Raw genomic sequence first — 16369 nt, forward strand, 5'->3', positions numbered from 1 at the left:
GACACTCTTTCCCTCCCGAACTACCCGACGGCGGCTCAGCAACCTCGCGCGAGGTTGCTGAGCCGCCGTCAGGTAGCAATTGGGGTCAGAAGCTGGGGAGGACGGAGCCGTCGGCCCACTTCTCCTCGATGAACTTCTTCACCTCGGGGGAGTGGAGCAGCTCGTCGAGCTTCTTGATGTTCTCGTCGTCCTTGTTCTCCGTGCGCACGGCGAGGAAGTTGCCGTACGGGTTGTCCTCGGCCTTCTCCAGCAGGATGCCGTCCTTGGCCGGGCTCAGACCGGCTTCCAGGGCGTTGTTGCCGTTGATGACCGAAGCATCCACGTCTTCGAGGGTGCGAGCCAGCTGTGCGGCGTCGGCCTCGACGAACTTCACGTTCTTCGGGTTGTCCTCGACATCGGAGAGCTTCGCATCGACCGCGTCCACGCCGTCCTTGAGGGTGATGAGCTTCGCTTCTTCGAGCATCTTCAGCGCGCGACCCTGGTTCGACGGATCGTTGTTGATGCCGATCTTGGCGTTCTTCGGGATGTCCTTGACGTCCTTGATGTCCTTCGAGAACAGCGCGAAGGGCTCGAGGTTGATCGGCTCGAAGCCGGTGATCTCGTAGCCCTGGCCTTCGACCTCGGAGTCGAGGTATGGCTTGTGCTGGAAGTAGTTCGCGTCGATGTCGCCGTCGTTGAGCGCCTTGTTCGGCAGCGTGTAGTCCGTGTACTCGGTGACCTCGATGTCGAGGCCGGCATCCTCGGCGAGGTTCTCATCCACATAGCGCAGGATGTCGCCCTGCGGCACCGGGGTCGCACCCACGGTGAGCTTCGTGATGTCGCCGTCCTTCTCACCGACGGAATCCGTGCCGCCGCCGACGAGTCCGCAGCCCGAGAGCAGCAGAGTCGCGCTGGCCGCGATCGCAATGAGCTTGGTCTTCATGGTTCTCCTTGATGTGTTCTGTGTGTTGTGAAGAGCGCAGATGAGGTGGTTGCCGCCGAGGCGGCTCACCGGTGGTCGACCGCGCGGGCCAGCCGATCGCCGATGAACTGGATGATCGTGACGATGAGGACGAGGACGATGATGCAGGCGATCATCGTGTCCGCCTGGTAGCGCTGATAGCCGTAGGAGATCGCCAGAGCACCCAGACCGCCGCCGCCCACGGCACCGGCCATCGCGGTATAGGACACCAACGTCACCGAGGTGACCGTGGCGGCTCCGATGAGACCGGGCAGAGCCTCGGGAACGTAGACCTGACGGATCACCTGGCCGTTCGAGGCGCCCATCATCAGTGCGGCTTCGATCTTGCCTTCGGAGACCTCGCGCAGCGAGTTCTCGACCAGGCGGGCATAGAAGGGGATCGCGCCGATTGTCAGTGACACCACGGTCGCCTGCCAGCCCAGCGCCGAGCCGACGACGAATCGGGCGAAGGGGATGAGGGCGATGATGAGGATGATGAAGGGGATCGAGCGCGTGATGTCGACGATGAAGGACAGCACCCGATAGACGACCGGGTTCGAGTTCAGCCCGCCCTTCGACGCGGTGAACAGCCAGATGCCCAAGGGCAGTCCGAAGAGGACGGCGAGCCCGGTCGACCAGGCCGTCATGAGCAGAGTCTCGATGGCGGCCGGCCACATCTGATCGGTGATCGCCGGGTTGTCGAACCATGTGGGATCGTTCATCAGGCTGCCTCCTCCGCATAGATTCCATCGGCTTTCAGGGCGCTGATCAGCTCTTTCGCCTGTTCGGCCGAGTCGACGGAGAAGCGCAGCCGACCGACCTGGCGGCCTTCGATCGTCTCCACGGCTCCGGCGAGGATCGCCTCGGCGCTCGCTCCGGCATTCCGTGCGGCGGTGAGTACGGTGGGCAGATCGGTGCCGGCCAGGGACACCTCGACGAGGCGGCTGGCCCCGTCGTCGAGGCTGACCGGAGGCAGGGGGACGAGATCCTTGGCCAGGATCGATCCGGGCTCGGCGATGACCTCGGCGAGTTTCCCGGTCTTAGCCACGCGGCCGTCGGCGAGCAGCGTCACGGAGTCGCAGATCTCGCGGATGACTGACATCTCGTGGGTGATGATGAGGACGGTGATGCCCAGACGGTCGCGCAGGGAGCGGATGAGGCCGAGGATCTGATCCGTCGTCGTCGAATCCAATGCCGAGGTGGGCTCATCGCACAGCAGCACCTTCGGCTCTGCTGCCAGTGCTCGGGCGATGCCGACGCGCTGCTTCTGCCCGCCCGAGAGCTGAGCTGGATAGTTGTCGACTCGGTCGCCGAGGCCGACGAATTCGAGGAGCTCACGGGCCTTGGCCAGGCGTTCGGCCTTCGGCACTCCTGCGATCTTGAGCGGGTGGGCCACGTTCTTCAGCGCGGTGCTCGAGTCGAGGAGGTTGACGTGCTGGAAGACCATGCCGATGCTGCGACGGGCCTCGCGCAGTCCGGCACCGGACTGGTTGGTGAGGTCGACGCCGTTGATCGACACCGTCCCGGAGGTGGGGGACTCGAGCCCCGTCAGGCAGCGGATGAGCGTGGACTTGCCGGCGCCGGAGCGGCCGACGATGCCGTGGATCTCTCCGGCGGGGACCGAGAGGTCGATCTCCTCCAGGGCGACGGTCTCTCCGAACACCTTCCGCAGTGCGCGCAGTTCGATCACAGGCGCCTCCTCGTGTGGTTGACGAATGCCGCGCACGGTGGTGGACGGCAGAGATTTGGAGATGGGTCGGTCTACGGTCCAGTAAGGCCGACGATTCAGGATGACAAGGAATCGCCTCGGCGTCGGCATGGGATGTCATAAAAGGACGCATTGGCGGTCCATCGTGACGAAGAACTCACTGCGGCGGAGATGACGAGACGGTGAACGGCGGTCGAAGTCGGGACAGAATCCAGCAGCATTTTCCTCCGACGTAACCCAATGTCCATGTCCGGGGCGTAACTGTGGATGATCGACAGGTTTGCCTGCCCGGGTACCCGGCGGGCGGATGAACTCCACGACGGGACCGGTGAATGTACGAAGAAACGGCCAGGATCGCGGCGATCGTGCCCTGCCACAACGAGGAGATCACCGTCGCCAAGGTCGTCGGCGACCTCAAGGCCGCCGTTCCCGGGATCACGGTCTACGTCTACGACAACTGCTCGAGCGATCGCACCTCGCAGCGCGCCGTCGAAGCCGGTGCCATCGTGCGCAAAGAGAACGTGCCCGGCAAGGGCAACGTCGTCCGCCGCGCCTTCGCCGACATCGACGCCGACATCTACGTGATGATCGACGGCGACGACACCTACGAGGCGGCCCACCTGCCCGAGATGATCGACACCCTGCTCTCCGGTCCGTACGACCACGTGCTCGGCGTTCGCCAGGACAACCAGGAGACCACGTCCTACCGGCCGGGCCACGAGGCCGGGAACAAGATGTTCAACCGGCTGACCGGGTGGCTCTTCGGTTCGCACGTGTCCGACATGCTTTCGGGCTACCGCGTCTTCTCCCGCCGCTTCGTCAAGTCGTTCCCCGCCATCAGCCGCCGGTTCGAGATCGAAACCGAGCTGACCGTGCACACGATGTCCCTGCGCCTTCCCACCACCGAGGTGGCCGTGGACTTCCGTGACCGACCCGCCGGAAGCGAGTCGAAGCTCTCGACCTTCAAGGATGGGTTCCGCATCCTCGGGCTGATCTCCGCCCTCGTCCGGCACGAACGACCCCGCCTGTTCTACGGCGCACTCACCACCGTGCTCGCTGCCCTGTCGCTGGCCCTCGGCCTTCCCGTGGTGTGGGAGTTCTGGCAGACCGGGCTCGTGCCCAGGTTCCCCACCGCGATCCTCGCCGCCGCGCTCATGGGCCTGGCGTTCCTGCTCGGCAGCGTCGGCCTGACCTTGGACGGTCTGCGCAGGGCCCGTCGCGAGACCTCCCGCCTGGTCTACCTCAGCCTGCCCGCCGTCAGCGGTCGACCCCTCACGCAGCGCCGGGACCTTACGCAGGGCCGGGACCCGCGACAGACTGGTCCCGCGGACGACGAGTTCTCAGCTCCGGAGGCAGGGCTCTTCGCCGAGGCCCCACAGTTGGAGCCGAGTCGGCAGGCGCGGGCACGCTTCGCTTCATGAGTCGTTCTGCTATCCGCAGGTGGCTGACGTCCCCGTTGGCATGGGATCTGCTGCTCGGAGTACTCGTCGCGGCCTGGTCGGCGATCTTCCTGCGTCTGTTCTGGCCCGGTCGAGTCAACGTCGATATCGCCAACCAGTACCTGCAGGCCGCAGGGAAGATCCCGTACTCCGATTGGCATCCGCCGGTGATGAGTGCGGTGTGGCGAATCCTCATCGACATCACCGGAGACCCGGGCAGTCTGCTCCTGCTGCAGGTCGGCCTGCTGGCCGCGGCTGCGTGGGGGATCGGGGTGTTCGTCCACCGATCCGGAGCGCCGAGGTGGGTGTCGCTCTTGGGTCCGACAATCATGGTCACACCTTGGGTCGTGTCCCAGATGACGACGCTGTGGAAGGACACCCAGATGGCCGTGGCCATCCTGCTCGCCATCGTCCTCATCATGATCACCCGCTTCGTCCCGAAGACCTGGCTGCTATGGCTTCCGGCCCTGGCTCTCCTCGTCTACGCGGTGGGGGTGCGCAAGAACGCGGTGTTCGCGGTCGTGCCGATCGCCGTGTACGGCGGATGGAGCCTGATGCAGCTGTGGCGCAATCGTCGAAGACGACCTGGAGACGCAGCCACGACGGTCTCCGAGTCACCTGAGACTTCAGAGCCGACAGCATCTTCCGCGAAGAAGGGACGCCCGCTTCTGATGACGGCGGCCTCGTCGCTGATCGTCCTCGTGCTCATCGGCGGAGGCGTCAAAGTCACCGACGCGGTCATCGACGCGCAGATGGGAGTGACGAAGACCGGTCAGATCTCACAGATTCTGCTCGACGACGTGATGTTCTCCGTCCCCGACGCCGAACTCAAGAAGTCCGGGGCCCCGAAGGAACTCACCGACCACATCAGTTCGGCTCGAGAGAAGTGCCTGGAGAAGGGCGAGATCTGGGATGCGTACTGGAACTGCTTCGGCAAGGGTGAGAGCGGAGAGGACTTCTCCCCGATCGCTCATCAGGACGCGCTCAAGGAGCTGTGGCTCGACCATGTCATCACTCACCCCCTGCGCTACGCCGAGTACCGGGCCGCGGTGTTCTCCTACTACTTCTTCACCTCCGGTGTCGAGTACTGGCCGGCTGAATGGCATCGCGAGGCGACGAAAGCGGGCATCGAGCAGGGGGACTCCAAGGCCGACTACATCGTCCGTCCCTACGTCGAGGACTTCGCGCTCGGCACTTTCCCGATGCTGTTCGCCCCCTGGTTCTGGACCCTGGTGGCCGTCGTGATGCTCGGTCTCGGCTATCGGGCGCACCGACAGCAGCGCGAGGCAACTATCCACAAGCGATCCTTCTGGCCCGAGATCACGACTTTGGCCGCCTCGGCGCTGTGCTATGTCTTCGGATACTTCCCGATCGTGCCGGCCAACCATTTCCGCTACACGTTCTGGCCCGCATTGGCGCTGACCACGGCAGTCGTGCTCGCGATCGCAACGTGGCGGCGCCGCCCGGATCGAAACCGGACGAGCCGATCCGCACACTGCGGCAACGATCCAGAACGGGACGCGGCCACTCCGCCGAGCGCGGCATCCAGCGAGTCCGAAACATAGAGCCATAGACTGGCACCAGTTATGAAAGAGTCATTCTCGGACCGTCTCCGGCGCCTGGCGGTGGAAGCCTTCAAGTTCCTCACCGTCGGCGGGCTCGGCTATATCGTCGACGTCGGACTGTCGAACCTGTTGGCCTATGGTTTCGGTCCGATCCCGGCGCTTCTCGATGGCAGCCCGATCAAGTCGAAGATCGTCTCGACGATCCTGTCGATGGTCGTCGTGTGGATGGGCAACAAGCTCTGGACCTACGGCGACCGGACCACGAACTCGAACATGCGCGGCATCGTCTTGTTCATCGCGGTCAACCTTGCCGGCATGATCATCACCGTCATCCCCCTCGGCGTGACCTGGTACCTGCTCGATATGCGCGACCAGCTCACCTACAACATCTCGACGAACGTCATCGGCATCGGGCTGGCGATGATCTTCCGCTTCTACGCCTACCGCACGTGGGTGTTCAAAGACGAGTCACCCCACGCCGAGGTGGTCGTGCCCATGGAGGAATCGAGCCGAGTCCCCGACGACCGCGGCTGAGCCGCCTTCTCCCGCCGCTTCCCACACCTCCGCTTAGGTGCTCGCCCGCCTTCTCGCACCTCCGCTTGGGTGGGGTAAATGGTCACTCCCGTCTGAGTTTTCTGTGACCGGTTAGACCACTTAAGGACCCCGATGCGCAACTGCTCGCCGCGGGTCAAAAATCTAGGTCAGCATCGGATAGTTTTCGGCGCAAGAATTGTCCGATGGTGACCCAAGTTTGAGTTCGGGTGTCCGCTAGCGACCTATTCTCCGCTGAGACGTGGGCGCTGAGGCGCCTGGGCGCTCAGCCGGTGCGGCGCAGCTTGCGGTAGGCCCTGACGACGGGTGCCGGGGTGACGGTGCGCAGTTCGGCCCGCAGCAGCATCCGCTTCTGCCTCAGCAGTGCGGCTCGACGGTTCGGCAACTGTCCGGCCCGAGCCCGGGTGGCCAACAGCCCAAGGTCGCGGCGCAGCTGTCCGTCGATGGGGTGGAAGTAGTTCTCGGCCATCCATTCCGGTTCAGGGAATCCGATGGACCCGGCAGCCACATCGGCCAATGCGCCGGTCGCTCCGGAGTCTTCGAAGACCTCGTTGAGCAGCTCGGCGTCGAAGCCGAAGTCCGAGATGAGGAGGGTCGGCACACCTCGGTCGATGGATTCGAGTGCCGCAGTCGAGGACACGGTGACCAGTGCTGAGTCGTCGGTGAGGAATTCGCTGAGGGGACCATAGCCGAGTTCGATGCGTTCCGCGCCAGGGACTCTGCGGGTGCGGAAGTCCTCCAGGATCTCGAAGTAGGAATGCTGCTCGTGATGGGTCTCGAACTCACCGGGACGCGACCGCATCTTGATGACCGCTCTCGATTCCTGGTGCCGGTCGGCGAATTCGGCCAGGGCCGCGATGATCGACTCACGGTCGACGCGTTCGGCCGGGACCTTCGCCTGCGGGGCGAAGACGAGGGTGCGCGGATCCGCGGGGGCATGGGATCGTGCAGCCCCGGCCGACGATGGTGCGGTGCGGACGGTCGGCTGGGCCGCCTCGGTGCCGGAGTTCTTCAGGTGCGGAATGCCTTCCGAACGCAGCATCGGCAATCGCGCCAACATCACCTCGCACGGCACCTGCGACCGGGTGCTCGCCTCGGTGTAAGCGGCCACCTCGGCGGAGGAATGGGCGATGAACGCATCCATCAGCCGGCGATAGTTCATCCCCTTGCCGCTGGCCGGCAGACCCATTCCGGGCAGCCCCGAGACCAACGCGGGCCGGTCGGTGCGGGTGTGCGCAGTGAGGAAGACCTGGGCGACGATCGGACCAGTGGCGGCGCCGAGGACGATGTCGGGGGAGTGGTCGGCGATGACCTGGGCGAGATCGGACCGGGCGATGACGGGAACCTCACGGTGCTCCCAATCGGTGCCGGCGACCGCACTGGCGATCTGCTCGTCCGTCGGCAGGATCGGATTGTCGACGAGGAACACACGTCCTTCGACATCCGGCAGCGACGACAGCATCTGCGTCGCCCATTTGAGGTACGACTCGCTGTCGGAGACCGAGAGGATGCGAATGGGGGCAAACCCGGCCGATCGCCGAGGCGGGGCGGCGGAGAGCGATGGAGGCAGGATCGGCCCGCTGTAGTGGGAATCGCCAGGTTCAGGAATCGTCATCTGCCTTGACCGACTGGGCGTTGAGGGACTTTCGCAGACTATCGGGTGAGGCACCGGTCCACCACTTCGCGGGGATCTCGGTGACGTCGATGGTCACGTCCGGATTGAGCACGGCCAGCGACACCGCCGCGGTCGACGGCAGGCTGCGGATCGTCGAATCCGGCGGCAGGTTGATCAGACGCAATTCGATCGGCAAGCCGAGATTCTTGATCCGCACCCGCTCATCACGGCCGAGGTCGGTGAGGAACTCCTCGGTCTCACGCCGATGCGGGTAATACGTGATCGATCCGTGAGTGTCGATGATGTCGTCGACCCAGGCCCGGTAGGCGAAGGCGTCGATGAGTCCGTCGGCGGCCAGGGACGAACCGATGACCGGGTTGTCCCGCGGGTGGCTGCCACCGGTGGGCAGGGTCTGGAGGTGCTCGAAGCGGTGGCGGGTGATCTCGCCTCCGGATTTGAGGAAGGCCTTGCGCAGCGGCTTCGCCACGGGCAGGGCAGTGTGCCAGCGGAGCTTGCCGACAGTCGCCAGGTGGCGAAGCCGGTCGGCGACGTGTGCGGCCATGACCGTGCGCGAGGCCTTGAGCTTCTGCCGGGGGCGAACGAGGGGACCGCGCTTGGCGGTGAGGATCTCGATCGCCGAGTACGTGGCCAGGCCGTCATCGAGGATGACGACCTCGGGCAGGCGACGTTCCAGATAGGCCAAGGCCAGGGCCTTGTGCACCTGACCGGAGCAGGTATCGCCGAGGTAGATCCGATCGAATGCCGTCTTGCGCAGCAGTCCGGGTTTCGCCCCGTCCCGTTCGAGACGGACGTTCGTCGGCAGCCAGGCCGGATCGAAGGCGTCGAGGAAGGACGTCATGCCCTTCGCGCTCGCCCGAGCTCGAATGAGCAGATCCTCCGTGGGCTCATGGGATTCGAGCGCGGAGAGGAACTGCAGCGGGGATTCGACGAAGGCCACCGAGGTCATTCGGGTGCTCTTCTTCCCCGCGCCGTTCTCAGCGCCACCTCTCTCGGTCGCTTCGTTCTTGACGGCCTTGTCACCCGACTTCTTGGTCTTCTTCGGGTTCGCCTTGGTCTTCTCAGCCATCAGCAATTCAGCCATTCTTTCTCAGCTTCGATGGATCGACGGTGATGCCGTAGTCCTTGAGCACATGTTGGGTGCGCTTCGCCTTCGAGACCAGTCGCTGCTTGGCAGCACTGAGAGTCTTCCTGTGCCGGGGGATGTGCTGCTGTCCGGGCAGATCGAGCTTGGTCAGCCTTTTGCGCTTGAAGTACCTCATATCGGGACCGCCGACCGCACCCGAAAGGAACTCGCTGGCGTTCTGCCGCAGGTACGAGGCGGAGTCCGACTGCATGCAGTACGTGACCGCGTCGATGAGCGGATTGAGGTCTTTCGCCGCCCCCGCCTCGGTGAGGTCGCCCGGCAGGACATACCGACCCGAGTGGAGGGCATCGATGATGGTCAGCGGGATGCGATTGCTGTTCTGGTACGGAGCCAGCGCGGACAGCAGCGTCGTGGTCCCGACAGCCGCGGTCTCACACCCGTAGAGCCCCTTCGCGGTCGCCAGGCCCGTCGAGAAGCAGGAGACGACGAGCTCCGGTCGGGTGGCGGAGACGACGATCTCGGCCAGCAGGGGCACATCGGCGAGGACGAAGTCGAGCCCGAGTTCCTCGCAGCGTTGCCGCAGCGGACCGGTCGTCGTCCGCGCCGAGGTGGGATGCGGTTTGAAGATCACAGTGGTCAGACCCGCGGCCTTGACCACATCGAGCATCTGCAGGTGCAGATCGAGTTCTTCCTCGGCCGTGATGAGGTCGAGCTGAGCGAGGTACTGACCGAGCACGATCGCACTGCCCTCGATCGGGGCATCGAGGTGGGCGCTCGCCAGTTCATCGGCTACCTCGGCGGTCATCTCATCGATGACCACAGCGAGGTCGGCGGTCGGCAGGACCACCCGGTTCGGGTTGTGTTCGGCCAGCTGACGTGGAGTCATGCCGGGCAGCAGATCCGTGTAGTAGATCGTTGTCAAGCGCTGCCACTGCGGCAGGGTGAGCGGATTGCGGATCGGCCCGTAGCTCATCAGTCCATCGGAATGGACGCTGATATCGGCCGTGGCGAAGATCTGCGTGAGCGCTCCGGCGGGGTGGCTGGGCAGGGATTCGACGATGAGCTCGAGGTCCTCGTCATCTGCCAGGTCCCACTCTCGGCGCAGGGCGCGTTCCATGATCGGGGCGCGCTCGCCGGAGATGCCGAAGGCCTTCGGATGGTTGGGCCAGATCGTGGCATTCCAATCCACGACCGCATCGAAGTCGGCCAGCAGCCCGGTCGACCCGGGCATGTCATCGGCGGCCGGAGTGAGTTCGGGGGCGAAGGAATTGTTCGCCACGACGAGGATGCGACGCTCACTCGGTTCGCCGAGGCGGCCCGCGCGGATGAGGGCGGAGATGTTCGCAAGCTGGTACTGGGTGGAGATCTCGATGATCTGCGTCATCAGCGGGCCCTCCTGACGATCGGTTCGATCACGGGAAGGCGGCGTTCGCCGTAGTTCGTCAGCGCACGATCGATGACGTCGTTGCCGATGTCCTTCAAGGTGTTGACCGCGCCGAGGTTGAGCTGTTCGCGCACGGTCCGCGACATCGACGAGCCCCGGTTGAAGATCTGGAAGTAGAGGATGGAGAGGAAGTTGCGCACGGCCTTCTGTTCGAAGTTGCGGTTGTCCGGGTTCGCCTCGAGCATTGCGAAGACCGAACGGAAGGCGGGAATGAAATCGAGTTGGCGTTCGTCGAAGATCGCCGTCAACGAGGTGGTGCTGCCCTTCCGGTAGCACAGACCCGCCGTGTCGACGACGGCGAAGGAATCGGCTTCGAGGTGGTGGCGCCATGTCCACGGACGGTCCTCGCAGGTACGCAGCGCCGGGTTGAAGTCGAGCAGTCCGCGATCGGCCATGGTCCGGGAGTAGATGCCCGTCCAGCATTCCGGGAAGTCGACCATCGTCGAGGCGTCGTGGGGCAGGATGTGGTCCCGCGGGTTGAGCGCCGTGTTGTGCTTCGCGCAGGGTGCGCGGCGCAGCTTCCGGTTGAAGCCGTTGACGATGAGGTAGTTCGTCTTCACGAAGTCGACGCCGAGCCCGGTGATGGCGTCGGTGAGTGAGCGCAGATGGCCCGGCGCATACCAGTCGTCGGCGTCGAGAAAGGTGACATTCGCGCCGGTCGAGGCTTCGAGCGCCGCATTGCGGGCGGTGGAGACCCCACGTGATTCGGCGTTGTGGATCTCGACGAGATTGAGCCGATCGGCATAGTCGGCGACCACCCCGGCCGTGTCATCGGTCGAGCCGTCGTTGACGACGATGACCTCGAGCTCGTTGGCGGCGAAGTTCTGGTTGACCAGACTCGTGAGAGTTCCGCCGATCGTCTCCTCGGCGTTCTTCGCCGCGATGACGACGCTGACGACTGGTTGGGGCATGTGGTCCTTCCGCGGGATCTCGGTTGCTGTGCGCGTCCGATCGATCGTATGGGTGGGAGGAGAACAGAAAGTTGCGTAGAGGTGTCCGGAAATGTTCACCGTCGTTCATCCGGAGTTCGTCCGCTGCATCTAGGCTTGGCCGATGCAGAGCCTGAGACTCTTCCACTTCGACATCCCGACCTGGGGCAACTTCGGCGACAAAGTCCTGTTCCCGGTCGTCAGGGACGCCTTCCGGGTCCTGGGCGGTACGGACGCCGTGAGAGGGAAGCCGAACTTCACGTTCGCCTCGGCGGCGGCACTGCGTCGCGAAGTCGACGAAGCGGCCGTGTCCCGGATCAACGCCACCGCCGATGCCGTCGTCATCGGCGGGGGAGGGTTGTTCCTGCAGGACACGAATCCGAATCGTCTGTCCGGGTGGCAGTGGAAGATCTCGGCCGAGGCGCTCGGTGCCCTCGAGGTTCCCCTCATCGTCTATGCGCTCGGGGACAACAGGTTCCCCGGTCAGCCGGAGTTCGATGACCTCATGCGCTCCCATGTGAGCCAAGTGCTCGACCAGTCGGCGTTCTTCGGGCTGCGCAACACCGGGAGCATGGCGACGATCGGAGCACTGTTGGGCAGGCAGGATCGCATCGCCTTCCAACCCTGTCCGACGACGATCCTCGACCACCTGTATGCGCCGTTGGCCGGCAGGCGACCGGACCCGAAGCAGAAGACTGTGGCCATCCAGATGCTCGTTCACCCGCGGCAGATCGCCGCCGGATTCGATGCGGACGCCATCCACGAGGCGACCGTGCGGGCCGCTCGAATCCTCGTGGCCAAGGGGTGGAGGGTGCTGAGCACCCCATTCCATCCCGATGATGCGCAGGTCTCCCGCCGCCTTGTCGCCGAGGTGGCCGGAGTCGAAGAGGTGCGACTGCACGGTCATCATGTCGGGTTCTTCTCCGGCGTCGAGTTCTTCGCGTCCGTGCCGTATGTGCTCGGCGGGCGTGGGCATGCGCAGATGATCCCGTTCGGGGTCGGGTCGATTCCGATCTCCGTCGATCTGCATGCGAAGCTCGGCTACTTCGCCGCCGATATCGGTCACCCGGAGTTCGTGGTGCCCGTCGGTGCGGACGGGATGAGTGCGGACGCTGCCGACGCTGTCCATTCGGACGGCGACTGCGGCGAAGCAGCCGTCGCCCTGGCGGACAGGATGGTCGCGGCACTCGAGGGCGCGTATTCTCGCGGTGCCGATCTGCAAGTCGACCTGGCCGAGACCCGTGCCCGATTCGCCGACATCACCGCGGACAACCTCGAGAGGATCAGAGACTTGGTGTGCTCGCGGGCAGGGGCGGGCTCAGCCGGATCGACGATGGCCGGTTCGGGTGAGCTCCCGAACACGGACTCATCGGATCCTCTGTCCGATGACGGGCCGCATCGCGGCACCGCCATCGAGCACCGGAGAAGGGAGTCGCGCCTGCGCTCGGCCGAAGACATCCGGGCCGAAGAGTTCCATGTCGCGGCCATCGCCGAATCCGAGGAGGTCGCGGCTCAGCAGACTCGTGCCCTGGCTCGAGCCGATCGGGAGCTCATCCAGTCCCGCCGCGACCACGATCGAACCATAAGCGAGATCCAGGCACGAACGGAGACGAGGCTGAACGCCCTCGAAACAGAACGTGACGACGCACTGGCCGAGGCCGAACGTCAGCGCCGCGAAGCAGCAGAACGGGACGACCGGATCACACGGCTGTCCGACGAAGCGGCACGCAGCTCTCGAGCGCTTGACGCCGTGAACAACCGCACTGCGAGCGAGGAGACACGTGTGCTCGCCGACAAGGTTCGGCACGGAATCCGGTGGAGACTCCGCCGACTGAAACGTCGCGGCTGACGACGGTCCGACCACCTCGGTGCGGGGCGGGGTTCGCGGCATCGCCTCGGCGGGGATGCAGCGAAGCGGCGCCATCACCTCGGTGAGGTGATGGCGCCGCTTCAGTGCTCAGGTCCGGGCTCGGGCCCGGTGTCTGCTGCAGGTCAGGCCGTGACCTTGCGCAGGGAATCGATCTTCGACTCCTCGCCCGGCATGACGCGCTTCTGCCCGTCGCCGAACGCCGTTTCGAGGACGCGGACGCCCTTGACGAGGGAGGCGAATTCGCGCGGTTCCATCGACGCGGACTGGTCGGATCCCCACATGGAGGAATCCAGGGTGATGTGACGTTCGATGGTCACGGCACCCAGAGCGGCTGCGGCGAACGAGATTTCGAGGCCGAGTTCGTGTCCGGAGTAGCCGACGGGAACTCCGTAGCGCTCGCGCATGGCCGGGATGGCCTTGAGGTTGACCTCCTCGGGCGGCAGCGGGTAGGTCGAGGTGGCGTGCATGAGCACGAGCTTGTCCCGGTCGAAGACCTCGACGGCCCTATCCAGGGTCTCCCAGTCGGACATGCCCGACGAACACAGGACGGGCTTGCCGGTGGCAGCGATCGCGCGCAACAGTTCGAAGTCCGTCAGCGAGGCCGAAGCCACCTTGTAGGTCAGAGCATCGAATTCGTTCTCGAGGAAGTCGACGGAGTCGGTGTCCCACGGGGACGCGAACCACTGGAGTCCGACTTCCTTGGCGTAGCGGTCGATCTCGGTGTACTCGTCGATGCCGAACTCGACGCGGTGCTTGTAGTCGATGTAGGTCATCTCGCCCCACGGGGTCGAGCGCATCTTCGACTTCTGGTGTTCGGGGACGGCCACCTCGGGGTTGCGCTTCTGGAACTTCACTGCCTGTGCACCTGCGGTGACGGCGACATCCATGAGCTGCTTGGCGATGTCGACGTCGCCGTTGTGGTTGATGCCGATCTCACCGATCATGTACACGGGCTGGTTCGGGCCGACGAGGTGCTCTCCGATGGCCACGGGGGCGAGTTGATCAGTCATGAAACCTGCTTTCGGTTGGCACGCGGCGAGGCTGCGTGGTTGGTGAGCAGCGGCTGCTGCTCAATGGAGGGTTGACGTTCAGAGAAAGTGGACGGGTGCCCGGTCGCGTGTCGCAGCGAAGTCGCTCCGGCGGCGGTGGTTGACGCGTCCGCCGGAGCGGCAGCGGCGTGGGCTTCCGCATGGGCCGGTGACTGTGTCGTCGCACCTGTGCTGTGGACGGCACCGGGGGTGAAGGCGGCGGATACGGGTGTCAGAGTGGGGCCATGAATGGTTGCGGCCGCCTCGGCGGGGATCGGGATGAGGTCGCAGACCTCACGTACCGCACCCCGGCCGCCGGGCCGGTCGAGGATGACGCGGGCGGCGGCGAGGACTCGCGGGTGGGCGTCGGCGACGGCGATGGGCCAGCCGACGACGTCGAAGGCTTCGAGGTCGTTGATGTCGTTGCCGACGTAGGCGACGCGGGCCGGGTCGAGGTCGTTGGCGGTGATCCACGCGTCGAGGATGCTGGCCTTGTTGTCGATTCCCTGGGCGACGTCGACGCCCAGCTTCTCCGCGCGGCGGGTGACGACCGGGTTGCGTTCCTTCGACAGGATCATCATGGGAACGCCGGACTTCACGAGGCGGGAGACGCCCATGCCGTCGCCGCGGTGGACGCGGACCTGCTCGTTTCCGTCCTCATCGACGTAGGCGCCGTCATCCGTGTGGACGCCGTCGAAGTCAGTGACCAGGGCGTCGACGTCGATGACCTGTGCGGTCTCCTGGGTAGAGGCGATGGCGCGGACGAGAGTGAGATCGGACATGTCGTCGATCTCGCGGGCGTGCTCCGGCGGGACCTCTTCGATGCCGATGCGGCCGAAGAAGCGGTGCTCGTGTTCGATGAGGCCGGAGGTGCGCATGACGTAGAAGGCGCCGGTTTCATTGAAGTGCTTGGCGCGGTCCTGGCGGCGAGGGCGGAAGCTGGCTTCATGCCCGACGGCCACCGCCTGGGTGTCGTCGTCGAGGCGCCACAGGAAGGAGTGGTCTTCGACGGCGGAGAAGACGACATCGGCGTCATCGTCGCGGACGGTGCGCACCGCGTTCTCGATGGAGGCCGAGTCGATGAAAGGGGAGGTGCACTGCATAAACACGGTGATGTCGAAGTCCTCGTCGAGGGTCGACAGCGTGTGGATGAGTGCGGATTCGCTGGTGGCGGTGTCGCCGGCGATCTCAGCGGGGCGGTGGGCCACCTCGGCGCCGGCGCGCACGGCTTCGGCCGCAATTCCGTCGTGGTCGGTCGAGACGATCACACGATCGATGCTGGGGCTGGCCTGGGCGGCGTTGATGGCGCGGGCCAACAGTGAGACTCCGGCAACCTTCTGCAGGTTCTTCAGCGGAATGCCCTTGGATCCGCCGCGGGCGGGGATGATCGCGACGGTGCGGTGGGGAGTGGGGGAGGTGGTGCTGGTTGGTGCGGTGGTGCTTTCTGCCGCCTGGTCCGCGGCCATGGTGGTGCGCGCATCCGGCTTCATTCCTGGCTGAAGCTCGGCTACGTTGGGCTCGTAGGTCGTCGATTGGTCATTCACAATGATTCGACGCTAACGACGGGGTGTTACCTCGAGGTGAACACGCCATGTCGCCGAGGCGACCCTTCGATGGCGAACCTGTGACGGAGGTGCCGGTGGGCCGCGGGCGGTGGGTGCTGAGTGGGCAGAGCATGTGGGAGCCTCATCGACTTTTGGACAGATAATCCGGTTCGAACATGAGTATCTGATCAAAAGGAGATGACGGGCGGGAAAAAAGTCGATGACGCCCAGCGCGAAGGCGCCAGCGGCATGATGTGGCCGTGCCAGCGCGGCACGCAGGTGCACGCCAACGTCAGTCGGTCAGCGCCAGGTGATGTTCCACATGCGGTTGTTCCAGGCAGAGAACGGGATGACTTCGCCGGTGTAGATGGGCCAGAAGTAGGCGAAGGCGAGGATCGCTGCGACGAGGATGAGCCCGACGCTGATGCGGCGCGCGAACAGGGCGGCGGAGATGCGAGCGAACCACTGCTTAGTCGACGGCCCCGACGGCGTCTGCCCGGCCGCAGGCGTATCGGCTCGGTGCTCGGCCGCTGGCAAGCCCGCGGCGGCTTGCCCACTTACGGCCGCTCGCGCACCCAGGGCCGCTGGCCCGCCCCCGGCCGCTGGCTCACCTAGGGCCGCTGGCCCTGT

13 protein-coding genes and 1 pseudogene are annotated in these 16369 nt (G+C 65.2%); 4 read left to right on the forward strand and 10 right to left on the reverse strand.

Going from position 1 to position 16369, the window contains the following annotated elements; all coding sequences use genetic code 11:
* Positions 1–85 precede the first annotated feature (85 nt).
* The 3 genes from D3I60_RS18900 to D3I60_RS18910 all read right to left on the reverse strand — a co-directional run bounded on the left by D3I60_RS18900 (position 86) and on the right by D3I60_RS18910 (position 2630).
* Complete coding sequence (locus D3I60_RS18900) at positions 86–922, reverse strand: MetQ/NlpA family ABC transporter substrate-binding protein (RefSeq protein WP_262778480.1); 837 nt, start codon at positions 920–922, stop codon at positions 86–88.
* 65 nt (positions 923–987) lie between these two features.
* Positions 988–1662, reverse strand: a complete 675-nt coding sequence (locus D3I60_RS18905) for a methionine ABC transporter permease (RefSeq protein ID WP_262778481.1) — start codon at positions 1660–1662, stop codon at positions 988–990.
* Complete coding sequence (locus tag D3I60_RS18910) at positions 1662–2630, reverse strand: methionine ABC transporter ATP-binding protein (RefSeq protein ID WP_262778482.1); 969 nt, start codon at positions 2628–2630, stop codon at positions 1662–1664. The genes D3I60_RS18905 and D3I60_RS18910 overlap by 1 nt, the downstream gene beginning before the upstream one ends.
* 350 nt (positions 2631–2980) lie before the next feature.
* Between D3I60_RS18910 and D3I60_RS18915 the strand changes: the two genes are divergently transcribed.
* The 3 genes from D3I60_RS18915 to D3I60_RS18925 are packed head-to-tail and all read left to right on the forward strand — an operon-like array spanning position 2981 to position 6186.
* Positions 2981–4069: a glycosyltransferase gene (locus tag D3I60_RS18915; protein ID WP_262778483.1), complete on the forward strand. Its 1089-nt coding sequence runs from the start codon at positions 2981–2983 to the stop codon at positions 4067–4069.
* A complete protein-coding gene (locus tag D3I60_RS18920; protein WP_262778484.1) occupies positions 4066–5652 on the forward strand; it encodes a hypothetical protein in 1587 nt (528 codons plus the stop codon). The genes D3I60_RS18915 and D3I60_RS18920 overlap by 4 nt, the downstream gene beginning before the upstream one ends.
* A 21-nt stretch (positions 5653–5673) precedes the next feature.
* On the forward strand, positions 5674–6186 hold the full coding sequence (locus D3I60_RS18925) for a GtrA family protein (RefSeq protein ID WP_262778485.1): 513 nt from the start codon (positions 5674–5676) through the stop codon (positions 6184–6186).
* 283 nt (positions 6187–6469) lie between these two features.
* On the opposite strand, the gene D3I60_RS18930 is transcribed toward D3I60_RS18925, so the two are convergent.
* Genes D3I60_RS18930 through D3I60_RS18945 form a run of 4 tightly spaced genes read right to left on the reverse strand, consistent with a single transcriptional unit; the run spans position 6470 to position 11279 of the window.
* Positions 6470–7819 (reverse strand): DUF6716 putative glycosyltransferase, encoded by a 1350-nt coding sequence (locus tag D3I60_RS18930; RefSeq protein ID WP_262778486.1) that lies wholly within the window; start codon positions 7817–7819, stop codon positions 6470–6472.
* Positions 7806–8921 carry a hypothetical protein gene (locus D3I60_RS18935; RefSeq protein WP_262778487.1) on the reverse strand — a complete coding sequence of 372 codons (1116 nt, stop codon included), beginning with the start codon at positions 8919–8921 and terminating at the stop codon, positions 7806–7808. Before D3I60_RS18935 ends, D3I60_RS18930 begins: the two co-directional genes overlap by 14 nt.
* Positions 8914–10308: an alpha-2,8-polysialyltransferase family protein gene (locus D3I60_RS18940; RefSeq protein WP_262778488.1), complete on the reverse strand. Its 1395-nt coding sequence runs from the start codon at positions 10306–10308 to the stop codon at positions 8914–8916. The genes D3I60_RS18935 and D3I60_RS18940 overlap by 8 nt, the downstream gene beginning before the upstream one ends.
* Complete coding sequence (locus D3I60_RS18945; protein ID WP_262778489.1) at positions 10308–11279, reverse strand: glycosyltransferase family 2 protein; 972 nt, start codon at positions 11277–11279, stop codon at positions 10308–10310. Before D3I60_RS18945 ends, D3I60_RS18940 begins: the two co-directional genes overlap by 1 nt.
* A gap of 142 nt (positions 11280–11421) precedes the next feature.
* On the opposite strand from D3I60_RS18945, the gene D3I60_RS18950 reads away from it, so the two are divergent.
* Positions 11422–13146: a polysaccharide pyruvyl transferase family protein gene (locus tag D3I60_RS18950; protein ID WP_262778490.1), complete on the forward strand. Its 1725-nt coding sequence runs from the start codon at positions 11422–11424 to the stop codon at positions 13144–13146.
* Positions 13147–13289: 143 nt separating this feature from the next.
* On the opposite strand, the gene D3I60_RS18955 is transcribed toward D3I60_RS18950, so the two are convergent.
* The 3 genes and pseudogenes from D3I60_RS18955 to D3I60_RS18965 all read right to left on the reverse strand — a co-directional run.
* Complete coding sequence (locus tag D3I60_RS18955; protein ID WP_167198448.1) at positions 13290–14177, reverse strand: N-acetylneuraminate synthase family protein; 888 nt, start codon at positions 14175–14177, stop codon at positions 13290–13292.
* Positions 14174–15739, reverse strand: a complete 1566-nt coding sequence (locus D3I60_RS18960; protein WP_262778492.1) for an acylneuraminate cytidylyltransferase — start codon at positions 15737–15739, stop codon at positions 14174–14176. Before D3I60_RS18960 ends, D3I60_RS18955 begins: the two co-directional genes overlap by 4 nt.
* 300 nt (positions 15740–16039) lie before the next feature.
* Positions 16040–16369, reverse strand: a pseudogene (locus tag D3I60_RS18965) (hypothetical protein); the annotation flags it as partial.

It is taken from the genome of Brevibacterium permense (genome assembly GCF_025506275.1).
GTDB classification, from domain to species: Bacteria; Actinomycetota; Actinomycetes; order Actinomycetales; family Brevibacteriaceae; genus Brevibacterium; species Brevibacterium permense_A.

Bases quoted from the DNA above. Each gene is read 5' to 3' on its own strand.
- D3I60_RS18900 (WP_262778480.1), bottom strand. From the start codon at position 922: ATGAAGACCAAGCTCATTGCGATCGCGGCCAGCGCGACTCTGCTGCTC.
- D3I60_RS18905 (WP_262778481.1), bottom strand. From the start codon at position 1,662: ATGAACGATCCCACATGGTTCGACAACCCGGCGATCACCGATCAGATG.
- D3I60_RS18915 (WP_262778483.1), top strand. From the start codon at position 2,981: ATGTACGAAGAAACGGCCAGGATCGCGGCGATCGTGCCCTGCCACAAC.
- D3I60_RS18920 (WP_262778484.1), top strand. From the start codon at position 4,066: ATGAGTCGTTCTGCTATCCGCAGGTGGCTGACGTCCCCGTTGGCATGG.
- D3I60_RS18925 (WP_262778485.1), top strand. From the start codon at position 5,674: ATGAAAGAGTCATTCTCGGACCGTCTCCGGCGCCTGGCGGTGGAAGCC.
- D3I60_RS18930 (WP_262778486.1), bottom strand. From the start codon at position 7,819: ATGACGATTCCTGAACCTGGCGATTCCCACTACAGCGGGCCGATCCTG.
- D3I60_RS18935 (WP_262778487.1), bottom strand. From the start codon at position 8,921: ATGGCTGAATTGCTGATGGCTGAGAAGACCAAGGCGAACCCGAAGAAG.
- D3I60_RS18940 (WP_262778488.1), bottom strand. From the start codon at position 10,308: ATGACGCAGATCATCGAGATCTCCACCCAGTACCAGCTTGCGAACATC.
- D3I60_RS18945 (WP_262778489.1), bottom strand. From the start codon at position 11,279: ATGCCCCAACCAGTCGTCAGCGTCGTCATCGCGGCGAAGAACGCCGAG.
- D3I60_RS18950 (WP_262778490.1), top strand. From the start codon at position 11,422: ATGCAGAGCCTGAGACTCTTCCACTTCGACATCCCGACCTGGGGCAAC.
- D3I60_RS18955 (WP_167198448.1), bottom strand. From the start codon at position 14,177: ATGACTGATCAACTCGCCCCCGTGGCCATCGGAGAGCACCTCGTCGGC.